Origin of the sequence: Bradyrhizobium sp. 197 (genome assembly GCF_023073375.1) — a bacterium.
Taxonomy (GTDB): domain Bacteria; phylum Pseudomonadota; class Alphaproteobacteria; order Rhizobiales; family Xanthobacteraceae; genus Bradyrhizobium.
In genome coordinates, this window is the sequence record NZ_JADPJJ010000035.1 from 1 (window position 1) to 10,398 (window position 10,398).

Sequence of the window (10,398 nt, forward strand, 5' to 3'; positions counted from 1 at the left end):
CCTCTATAAAGGGCGCAATGTTATCGAGCGCTGTTTCTGCCGGCTCAAGGATTTCAGGCGTGTTGCTACTCGCTACGACAAACTTGCCAGAAACTTCTTGGCCGCCGTCCACCTCGCCGCTCTCGTCGCTTATTGGATCAATTGAGTCTGAACCCTAGTCTTATGAAGAACGCGAAATCTTTTCGTTGATGCCGGAGCTCAAACGTATCCGCGGTCCGGCCCCGCACACATGGCGTTCCCGCGCTGACCACGCCGGCATATTCTGGAGAGACCATGCGTCATCCAATGCGTGGCCACCGTTCACCGCTCTTCCAAGAGCTGCATTAACCGCGTTCGGCCCTTTTCATCACAGAACAGTGTCTCGCATCGCGCAGCCGGCCGTTGATGGGGAAGACGGCGGCCCCCTCTCTCGGGGCCGGCGATATGCTGGCGATCTCCGTACCGCTAACAGGAGCGAATCATCATGAAAGTCGCGGCGATTGTCGTTGACGAGGAGATCAAGCACGCCGATTTCAGTCGCAGTCAACGCGAGGGTTGGCGGCGCATCTTGGGCGGAACGGTTGAGAAGAAGACATGCTAATTCAGGATCTAAAGCAGCGACATAAGATTGGTCAGACGCTGGGCGGTCATGAGCTTCGACACCTCAGCTTTGCAGCCCGATTTGACGATCTTGTGGAACACCTCGATCTTCCAACTAACAGCATATAATTCGAGCTTTTCAGTAGCGTCGGCGCGGGAACCAACAGGCAAGTCGGTGAGCTTCCAATCGATCTTCTGATCGGTGGCAGGACGTGAATTTGCGATACCTGATCTCAAGAACAGGCTGCTCTGGATCGCCGTTGCCGTCTCTGACTGCGATGCGATGGCCGGACGCTTTTCTTTTTCTCGATGGAGATCCCCGTCGAATTGACCTTCTTTTTAAGCGCTGCCGCCCCCTCGAATTTCTTCCGGGTCCAGATCTTAACGGCCGCTAATCCCAGCGGCACCCTCTCGATTGTAACCACGAGGCTCGAATGCCTCAGAATGCCGCAACGAGCGGCGCCTTCCCGGTTTCCTGTAGAGCCCGGGGCAGCAAACTGCGAGGTTCGAGGTAGTGATGACGAGACGGTTGATCGGCGCCGTGTAAGCCCTCGCCGAAAACGGGCCAGCGCCCGAATAGCTGTCTGGGAGCTCAGCAATGCTGATCTCACTTGGCTGCAAACGTAGTCAACTCGCGAGAGGCCCGATACAGTTACGCAGCCTGGATCGCTCAAGAGCCTTGCGCAGGCGGGACAGACCATACATTTCGGCGATCACGTGCTGCAACATCTGCTTGTCGAGCGACAGATCCGCGACCAGCTTCAGCATCCCTTGTCCTCCTCGAGCTCGGTCACCGCCGCATCTCAGTCGGCAGCAGTCCGCCGTGCCTTTTCCTCCAAATGAAATAGGCGCCTGGCTGGTCCCGGCCTTACAGCAGATCTCCGTCAAAGCAAGCCAGTCGCGGCCCTACTTCAGGATCTCCTTCTCGGGTCGAAAGCTTCGAGGCTCATTGTCGTTCGCACTTCCGAGTCGAGGGATTCGGCAGCGAAACTCTGGCCACAATGGTCTCCGGTTTGTCGGCCCCGGAGTTGAAGTCTGAGTTCTTCACACGGCACGAGCTCGCGTAAGAGATGGGACCCTCATCAATCCACGTCTCAATCATCATTCGGCAGATCATCTAACCAGCAAGCGGTCTCGATGTATGGCCTGGAAAAGATCCTTCGACCCGGAAAAGGCCAAGCACAAGGTCAATTTCGACAACCTCACGCCGCTGTTTCCGAATCAGCGCTTCCGCATGGAGATCGACGATCCGACGCGGAAAGACTTGTCTGCAAGGGTGATCGACATCGTCGCGCCAATCGGCAAGGGCCAGCGCGCTCTGATCGTCGCGCCGCCGCGCACGGGTAAAACCGTGCTGATGCAGAACATCGCGCACTCGATCGCGCATAATCATCCCGAGTGCTATCTGATCGTGCTCCTGATCGACGAACGTCCGGAAGAAGTCACGGACATGCAGCGCTCGGTGAAGGGCGAGGTCGTCTCCTCGACCTTCGACGAACCGGCGTTTGTTTTGATGATATCGCATATAAACGCGCCCATCATCTCCAAGATCGAGGATCTCGATTTTTCCTGAATAGTGCGACATGATATATTTGAATGTCTTTTTCCGATACCCGCGAGACGTTGAGCGACGCCACGCGCAATCTCTCATTGGCGTCAAGCGGAGCCTGAAAATGCGATGCGGCCTTCACCGGCCTTGCTTGAAAGAGATAGTAAGGACGGACACCGATTTGGTGACAATTGGCAAAGGTCGCGATCTCAGGATTATCATTTGCTTTCGCGAGAAGCACAGATTGATTAAGGAACTGCACTCCCTCTCCGCGCAAAGAGCGGATATTCCGCTCAGCATCAACCGAGATCTCACCGATGTGATCGAAATGTGTGACAACCACCGCAGTCAGCATCACGGATTCGTCGGAAAGAAAGCAGGTAGAGCTGGATCCTCGAACCGCTTTGGTTCAAAGGTAGCTTCGTGCCGAGCCGAATGGAATCCAAATGTCGGATCGGGAGCAAATTCGTAATAATTTCGTTCAGCTTTGCCGTGCTAAGAACGAACGGATCGCCTCCTGATAGGAGCACATTCGTCATCTCAGGATGACGGCTGATATATATTGCCAAACTTTCGCGAGGTCTGATACAATTTCATCGATTCTCTACCGACAAGCCGTTTGCGGAAGCAAAAACGACAATAAGAAGCGCAACGGCTAGTCACCAGCAACAGCCCCGTCTGGGCGTACTTGTGTTGAAGTCCCGCCACAACAGTATTGTCATGCTCGCCGCTCGTATCCAAAATGCCGGGATGTCCAACTCTTCGACTGCGGGCTCCACAATGTATTTGAGCTGGGCGTAGTAACCGCTGTTATCGATCTGTTCAGCATAAGACCTTGTGACGTGACAACGCGTGATGCTCCGTGCTTGCAGCTCCGCCTCCGTAATCGCGCGAGCGCCCTCTATGAATTTCATGCTTCTTGTGCGGAGCGGCGGACTTGATTTGGTGGACGATGACTGGTGTGAGAGACCGCCACTGTTAGCCGGTAGCGTCGTCCAAGTCATCTGGAGATGGCTTCATTTGAACTCCTTTGGTCGAAAGCGCGACATCGTCCGCGATTTGGTCCCATTCTCAGCAATCTCAGTGCTAACAAGAGCGGTGCCTCGTCTTTGGAATGCAGCGGAGCTCTACGCCCACCCGAGCACGGATCAGACACAAAAGCTCCAATGGGCCACGAATGTTTATCATTTCAATCATCAATTGCTCCTGGATCAGGTGGATGTCAGCCCCCAATGTTAAGCAAGCCAGTCGAGAACCACAGAAAGCCTTGTCCGCGTGCGGCTCGATCGCAAGGCCACCTCGATCTCATTGCTGGTCGTTCTTGGCGCGTGCGGATGGCAACAAAATGCTGCTGGCGATCAAGAGCATGGGCCTGGCGTAGCGTTCTCGACAATCTCGTCTGGCGCGGGCTCAAGCGGACCGAGTTCCTCGTCGTCGATGGGCGCCGGGGCTCGACAAGGCCATCGCCATTGTGTGGGACGATGTGCCGGTCCAGCGCTGCACGGTGCACAAGCACAGGAACCTGCTGGCGCACGCCCCCGAGCGCCTGCACGAGGAGATCACCGCCGACTACAGCGACATGATCTACGCGGCGACCTGCGAAGAGATCGAGGCGCGCCGCAAGGCCCTCATCCCCTCATCCGCAAATGGCGGCCGAAGCACCGCGCCGCCGCCGACAGTCTGGAGGAAGCAGGCGAAGCCTGTTCGCCTTCACCCGCCTGCCGTCGAGCCAGTGAAAGAGCGCACACACGACAAACGCAATCGAGCCACTGCACGACGAGTTCAAGCGACGGATCAAAACGCAGACCGTGCTGCCATCCGCGGACACCGCTGCCATGCTGTTCTGGGCGCTGCTCGCCTCCGGCGAGATCGACATGCGCAAGACCGATGGCTCGCAAACGCTTGCCACCAAACCCATCGATCAGCCAATTGACCTCCCAGCTGAACAGATACCTTCATGTTACCGGAGATCGCCACCGCGAATTCCAACCACTCTCTGGACTGCACCCCCGTCGGCCCCTTGAGAGGTGGACTCGTCGAGGCTCGTGATTGCAGATCGAAGTTCTTCTCGAGCACGGCTCCAACCTGCGCCGAGATCAAGCAAAAGAGTGGCTGCTCGTTTGATGCTCTTTTCAAGCTCGTTCAGCGTTGTCGCAACGGCATCCGGAGCGGGGCCACCTCCAGCTCGAGCGTTTCGCGCGATCACGTCTGGCGCCGGCGATATCTCAGAATTGAGCATCCGACCACCTTGCATGATCGCCAGGAGACTCGGTGCGCCGCACTCGATGGCTGTCGTAACCATCTGCCCGACTTCGTTATGTGCGGAACGAAAATCGAGATCGCAGCTGAGGGCGAGGCGAGTCGCCGTTTCCATAGCATTCACGAACGACCTGTCGACCATAGTCGAGGCCGAGTCTTTGGCGACGTTTAACCCTGAGAAACACAGTCGGATGAGGCGTACCGCCCCAATGGAATAGTCAATCCCGTGCCAAACATGGCGAGTCGCTTCCGTTCCGACGGCTACACAGTTCGTGAAGGGGGTACTATGCATCCCTGTGACCGCCGCGACGAAACAGCCAATGATCGCACCCGCTTTTCCCTGGACCTGCTCGAGAAGGAAGGGATTCCGCTTGTGAGGCATCGCGGAGCTAGAGCCGACCAGTTCGTCCGGTAGACTAGCCAATCCCGCGTCGCCGACCCACAAGAGCAACGTTTCGGCGATGCGGCTGAGAGTTGATCCGAGAATCGCGCAACCTGCCAGCAAGCGAAGGATCAGATCCCGAGACGCCACGCTGTCAATTGAGTTAAGTGGCGGCATCGCAAAGCCTAGCAGCCTTGCTGTCAATTCCGGGAGGATGGGCAAGGTTGTGCCACCCCCGACGCCAGCCCCAAGGCAGGAAAGGTTGAGGAGCGGATGTACGGTCAAAAGGGCATCCAGATCGCGTTCGAGCGCGTTGGCAAACGCAGTCAAATGGTGCGCGAAAGTGGATGGCAGTGCTGGCTGACGATGGGTGTGCAGCGGGAAGATTGTTTCAAGGTGATCGCGAGCCAGAGTGCACAGCGATTGCAGAAGCTTAAGTAGTTCGTGTGCAAGTTCCTGATACGGCTCTCTCAGCTTGAGCTTTATGAGCGTGGCGTTGATATCATTACGGCTGCGGCCAAGATGTAGATTACTAGCTTCCTTGCCGATCACCGAGCGGAGATGATCCTCATAGGCGAGATAGGAACCGCGGGGGGCGCGGCACCCTGCGACGCTCTGGAAGGCCTCAGCCTGCAACTTGTCGAGCTCAGTCAGTACTCGTCTGGCAAGATCGCGGTCGATCAACCCCACTCGCTCAAGCATGATAGCTTGGGCTCGGTCAATGTCGGCGTAGAAAGGTAGCTCCTCGTTCGCTGCGCGTTGAAGATCACTATCGAAGACGATAGCGCTCGCTTCAGGATGGAGAGTTGATTTGATGCGGCCTGTGCCTTCTTGCAAGTTAATCTCCACATGCGCCACAGATGAAAGCGACGGCAGCTGTGGCACGCTGAGCCGCAGGTTCAGGATCGTCAGCAACCGCTATGACATGACCGATCCGGTCACGGAAATCGTTGCAGCGCCTGAATTGTATTGGCGGTGTCCGATATAGAACGAACTCCACCAGCCCGAAGCGATCGATGACATGTTCGCTCTGCGGACAGGCAAAGAAGCCATCGCGCTCCGGCACGATGAATCGAATGGAGCCGTGAGCGCCTCCGACTAAACGTTTCGGGGGCATTCCGAGCAGGCTGCGAAGGACCGCGAGGACGGGGTCGAAACCAGTCGCATGCCGAAAAAGGCTGGGGATCGAACCGCCAGCGAGGCGCGGATTTACTTCGACAATCGTGGGACAACCCTGGTGAAGCCGGAGTTCGACATGAGCTGGTCCTTGCACATGACCTAGGGCCTTTATGGCGCGAAGCGCTTCATTTGCGATTTTCGCGCGCAACCAACGCGAGATTGGTGCCGGTACATCGTGTCCAATCTCGACAAAATGCGGTAGGGCCCCCAGATGTTTGCGTGTCACACCGATGATCTGGCTATCGAGAATCTCGACCGAATACTCCTCGCCCGCAATATAGGACATAAGAAGGGCGCCAGACGTCATGTGACCGCGACGCACGTCATTCGTGGTCTCGAGGAGCATGCGCAAAGCTGCAACTGCATCTGTTTCGGTTTCCACGAGGGTGACCCCCACGCTGCCAGTACCGCTGATGGGCTTGGTGACTGCAGGTAGGCCAACCTGCGTAATCGCGTTGTGGATATCGCACTCGGCGCTGATTTGGGCGCTATTGGGCACTGCGATGCCCGCCGCCTGCAAGGCAGCCGCCTGGCGGGCCTTATTGCGGCAGAGCGCGATCACGTCGGGATCCGGACCTGTGAGCCCGAGACGCCTGGCCTGCAGCGCAGCCGTGTAGAGGTAGAGATCGCTAGAGGTCGTTAGCAGCTCGATCGGCATGACCGCGGCGATGCTATCGATTACGGCCGTAACAGCAGCATCTGAAGTCGTTTCGCATGTACGCAGGTCGAGGCCCGGGATGCTAGGCACAAAGGCGTACCGCTCTGGCGAAGCTGCGACGAACACGGGAACAAGCCCCAGTTCTTGCGCACGCAGAATAAATTCGACGCCTGAGCCTGTCGTATTCGATTCAATGAAGATCGCAGCATGGGCCATGCGTTATACTTCAATTCGTGGAATGCCGTGAGCTCATCACGGCGGCTAACGAGCGGCGACTCCAGTTGAAACGGCACCAGCCATTATCAGCATGAAGCGGGTGAGGGACTAGGACGGGCTCGGTCGCGGGGAGCTTCGCCTGATAGCCGTTCGCCTGCATCCACCTCGGATCGTAAATGTTGTGCTCGTAGCGGTTGCTGTCGTCAGGAAAGACCGCTAGCACTTTGCTTTTTTGAGAGAGGTCCGCGTACCATTTGGCGACGAGATAGGCCGCGCCGCTCGTCGGACCGCGCTTTAACGAAGTCTCGCGATGAAGTCGGTGCGCGGCTTGGTAAGCTTCGTTCGCACCCAGCCAATGGACTTCATCGAACGCCTGATGATGTAAGTTGTGAGGTAGAATGCTGTTGCCGAGCCCGCGCAAATCCCGTTGGCCGGCGAGTTGACCGAACAAGACGCTGCCGAAGGTATCGATCCCAACGAGTTTCATTTCAGGAAAGAACGCTCGGCAATAGTGCGCAAGTCCGCAGGATGAGCCTCCAGAGCCCACCGCTGCAACCAAAATGTCGATCTTGCCGAATTGCCTGATCGCCTCCTCAGCAGGACGCGCATACGAGAAGCGATTGCCGAGGTTGTCATACTGTCGTGACCAGATAGCCCCAGTGCGATTTACAAAGTCAAGAAGCGCATTCTTCCGAAGCAACTGTATGTTCGCATCGGAGGCCGTCGCGTCGACAAGGTGAACTTCGGTCCCCAACTCCTCCATCGTGCGCTTAAGCGGCGGCTCGATAGCGCGGTCGCCAAAGATGTGCAATTTGAGCGAGGCTTTCATGCAAACAATGGCAAGAGCGAGAGCCATCGTTCCACTCGAAGTTTCGACTACCGTTGTGTTGGGGCCGATTTCACCGTTCCGAAGACCAGCTTCGATGATGTTGAAGGCGGGGAATATCTTCATTAGTCTGAAATCGATCGCGGCCAAGTTAGGTCGCAATGAAACGATCTTGAGGGGCGCATGAGCGCTGATGATGTCCGATAGCATGTCCAGCAAGTGTCGATCCTCAATATGGAGTCGAGAAACTACAGAGGCGATCGAAGCCAAGGCGGCTAATCGAGGTTTTAGCCGCGTCCAGTCGGTCGTGAAGCCCGGGTAGATCCGGGTCGAAGATCAAGCCGGCCACGGTGCCACTATGGGCTACAACAATACCTGCTGATCCAGTCTCCTCCTTGATGCGCAGGAGTTCGCTGAACTTCGGCTTCTTGAGCGGATTCTGCATGGCGGTCTCACTCTGCGTCGCGGAGAAAGTCGCAACGCGACCGACAAGCTCGACGCTCTGCTCAGCAATTGCGCGCTCTAGGAGTGCCAACGCGCACCCGAACGCGGCGATCTGATCACGCGAGTAGCGCGCTCGCAGGAGTCCGTCGGTTCCAATGCCGCCTTTGGCCGATTCTGTGTCAAACCCTAGAATCAACATCTGCGGGAGGGCACCGTCGAACACTCGGACAATCTTACCCATCCGGTGGGCGAATAAAATGGCGCTACTCGGGCAGTCAAACATCAACGAGTCACACGCACGCTCGGCCGCCACTGCAAGCTTCGCTTGGAGATGAGGCGCCGGACTCACCCGGACTCCTCGGTAAGCTTCGACAGCTTTGGCGACCGCACGAATCGAGGCGACGACGCCACTCGTAGACGAGCCCATTCCGACACCTTCCGGCACCGACGTGCTAACTTCAAGCGTAGCCCCCATGTTCCTCATTGCCAAAGCATCAAGGGTGAGCCGAGCGGCGATCTCACATTTTTGGAAATGACCAGGTCTCACTTCGATACCGGTGCGGCCGACCTGGGCCTCGAACTTTCCAATGCGCCTCGTCTCCAACGTCGCACGGGCTTCCGATCCTTCGACGTGTGGCATGTGAAGTGAAACTAGCGCACGCACTGTCCGGGGGCACCCCCCTTCCTTGACAGCGAAGGCTCCCTGGAGCAGCTCGCCGAAATGAGGGTGACAGGTACCCACCCCGTATGGCTTCGCGAGCGAACAGGAGCGGTCCTGTGTGCTGTCCGATCGAGGTTTCAGTCGAAGATCGATCATGTCGTTCTCGTGGCGTAACCGCTCGACTACGTCGCCAGTGACTTCAAGAGAAAGCAGCACAAAAGCCGAGATAAGTGGTCCTTTCGATAGTGTCCAGTGCTCCACCATCGCATTCGTCATTTACAGATAGCAACATTGCCAACAGCTCCACATTTGATCTGCATCAGTACTATTCAATATTCGACCAGAAGCGAACCACAAGTAGCCCCGGTGAAACGAGGCCGCGAACTGACGATTCTGATGCTATGAATGCCTCCCTTCAGGTAAACCCATACTTCACGACTCTGCGTCTGGGACTTACGTACTGGATTTCGCAGTGGCACATTAGCTAGGCGCACCGATGTGCGCACCTACCAAGAGAGAGAGTCCGCTCTTAAGGTCACGCCTTGCGAGCGGCCATCGAGCAATAGTGGTCGTTCAGTATGCATTGACGCTGCCAGCGTTGATGCCGGAATCTTTGGTACGGACAGCGGCCCATTGCGGTGTCTTCCTTCGGTGACGGCCGCCTTGTCAGGTCAAAGCGAGTGCTGTGTAACAGGTCTTATGGACAGCGGTAAGTGCAGTGCTCAGGTCGAACGGTTCGAGGTTGATGAGATTGGCCGGCGTCGTCGATGGACCGACCATGAGAAGCTCAAGATCGTCTTGGAGAATTTGCAGATCCGACGACAGCGCGGGATACGGCATCTCGCGCTCGCTGCTGCTGAATTGCCGGCGATCATTGTGGGCCCGGACGACTCGTGATGAAGAGCCTCGACCCGGCTTTGTGCCGGCGATGGTGATGCCCGATTCGGCGCCAGTGCAGTCGACAGCTCTGGGCGACCTCGCGAGCGGGCGCATGGAGATTGTCTCCGGCAAAGCTTATCGAGTGATCGCGGATCCCGGCGTCGATATGCCCGCGTTGTCTCGTGTGTTGGATCTGCTGAAGCGACGATGATCCCGATCGCGGCAGGGGGCGAGAATCTGGGTTACAACCGGTCATACTGACATGCGCAAAGCCACGCATGTCATTCGGCCTGCAGTATTGGCTCTGACGCAATTTTGGTGCAGCACTGGTCATGTGGCACCGATTAGTCGAGCCTGCAGCAAGTCGAGCTTGGCGCGTCCGTACATTTGGCGCTTCACCAGTTTAAGCTTGGTGATCTGGCCCTCGGTCTGTCCGTTGGACCAGGACGTTGTGATCGCTGCGCTGACGGCGGCCTTGTCCTTGATGACGCCGTTGGCGAAAGACATGACGAGGCTTGCGCGTGCCCGTTCCAACCATGGTTCAAGCTCTATGGGAGCCTTCTTGCGGTTGATCGCATGGAAAGCGGCTATGATCTCTCGAGCTTCCACCAGAAGAGGAACGCCTTGCTCGATCGCCGCAATGGTGACGGTCTCTGACTTTGATAGCGTATCGCGGCCATTGGTCATCAGGCGGGCGATAGTTCTCGCGGACGGTACGCGCTGCAGGCTCTGAGCATCGGGCATTTCGGCACGCCGACGGCGTGCG

The 10,398-nt window shown here is 57.1% G+C and carries 10 protein-coding genes and 2 pseudogenes; 3 read left to right on the top strand and 9 right to left on the bottom strand.

The window, feature by feature from the left end:
* The coding region (locus IVB27_RS08935; RefSeq protein ID WP_247442991.1) for a transposase at nt 1-145 on the top strand (145 nt) is incomplete at its 5' end.
* A gap of 443 nt (nt 146-588) precedes the next feature.
* Here IVB27_RS08935 and IVB27_RS08940 read toward each other — a convergent pair.
* Entirely contained in the window at nt 589-816 is a 228-nt protein-coding gene (locus tag IVB27_RS08940) for a hypothetical protein (RefSeq protein ID WP_247442977.1), read from the bottom strand.
* 390 nt (nt 817-1,206) lie between these two features.
* Nucleotides 1,207-1,347 (bottom strand): hypothetical protein, encoded by a 141-nt coding sequence (locus tag IVB27_RS08945; RefSeq protein ID WP_247442979.1) that lies wholly within the window; start codon nt 1,345-1,347, stop codon nt 1,207-1,209.
* A 394-nt stretch (nt 1,348-1,741) separates the two neighbouring features.
* On the opposite strand from IVB27_RS08945, the pseudogene IVB27_RS08950 reads away from it, so the two are divergent.
* A pseudogene (locus IVB27_RS08950) lies at nt 1,742-2,083 on the top strand (transcription termination factor Rho); the annotation flags it as partial.
* Nucleotides 2,084-2,117: 34 nt separating this feature from the next.
* Here IVB27_RS08950 and IVB27_RS08955 read toward each other — a convergent pair.
* On the bottom strand, nt 2,118-2,483 hold the full coding sequence (locus tag IVB27_RS08955) for a hypothetical protein (RefSeq protein WP_247442985.1): 366 nt from the start codon (nt 2,481-2,483) through the stop codon (nt 2,118-2,120).
* A 908-nt stretch (nt 2,484-3,391) separates the two neighbouring features.
* Here IVB27_RS08955 and IVB27_RS08960 point away from each other — a divergent pair.
* Nucleotides 3,392-4,071 (top strand): annotated as a pseudogene (locus tag IVB27_RS08960) (transposase); the annotation flags it as partial.
* Between the two features lie 17 nt (nt 4,072-4,088).
* Here the strand turns inward: IVB27_RS08960 and IVB27_RS08965 are convergent.
* From IVB27_RS08965 to IVB27_RS08990, 6 genes are all read right to left on the bottom strand, one after another.
* On the bottom strand, nt 4,089-5,684 hold the full coding sequence (locus tag IVB27_RS08965; protein WP_247442986.1) for a lyase family protein: 1,596 nt from the start codon (nt 5,682-5,684) through the stop codon (nt 4,089-4,091).
* Complete coding sequence (locus IVB27_RS08970; protein WP_247442987.1) at nt 5,608-6,822, bottom strand: ATP-grasp domain-containing protein; 1,215 nt, start codon at nt 6,820-6,822, stop codon at nt 5,608-5,610. Before IVB27_RS08970 ends, IVB27_RS08965 begins: the two co-directional genes overlap by 77 nt.
* 10 nt (nt 6,823-6,832) lie before the next feature.
* Nucleotides 6,833-7,858, bottom strand: a complete 1,026-nt coding sequence (locus IVB27_RS08975) for a pyridoxal-phosphate dependent enzyme (RefSeq protein WP_247442993.1) — start codon at nt 7,856-7,858, stop codon at nt 6,833-6,835.
* Between the two features lie 19 nt (nt 7,859-7,877).
* On the bottom strand, nt 7,878-9,029 hold the full coding sequence (locus tag IVB27_RS08980) for a GHMP family kinase ATP-binding protein (protein WP_247442988.1): 1,152 nt from the start codon (nt 9,027-9,029) through the stop codon (nt 7,878-7,880).
* A 390-nt stretch (nt 9,030-9,419) separates the two neighbouring features.
* On the bottom strand, nt 9,420-9,746 hold the full coding sequence (locus IVB27_RS08985) for a hypothetical protein (RefSeq protein WP_247442989.1): 327 nt from the start codon (nt 9,744-9,746) through the stop codon (nt 9,420-9,422).
* 216 nt (nt 9,747-9,962) lie between these two features.
* Nucleotides 9,963-10,398: transposase (locus tag IVB27_RS08990; RefSeq protein ID WP_247442990.1), on the bottom strand; the 436-nt coding region annotated here is incomplete at its 5' end.

Bases quoted from the DNA above. Each gene is read 5' to 3' on its own strand.
- IVB27_RS08975 (WP_247442993.1), bottom strand. From the start codon at position 7,858: ATGCTATCGGACATCATCAGCGCTCATGCGCCCCTCAAGATCGTTTCA.
- IVB27_RS08945 (WP_247442979.1), bottom strand. From the start codon at position 1,347: ATGCTGAAGCTGGTCGCGGATCTGTCGCTCGACAAGCAGATGTTGCAG.
- IVB27_RS08985 (WP_247442989.1), bottom strand. From the start codon at position 9,746: ATGCGCCCGCTCGCGAGGTCGCCCAGAGCTGTCGACTGCACTGGCGCC.
- IVB27_RS08955 (WP_247442985.1), bottom strand. From the start codon at position 2,483: ATGCTGACTGCGGTGGTTGTCACACATTTCGATCACATCGGTGAGATC.
- IVB27_RS08980 (WP_247442988.1), bottom strand. From the start codon at position 9,029: ATGACGAATGCGATGGTGGAGCACTGGACACTATCGAAAGGACCACTT.
- IVB27_RS08970 (WP_247442987.1), bottom strand. From the start codon at position 6,822: ATGGCCCATGCTGCGATCTTCATTGAATCGAATACGACAGGCTCAGGC.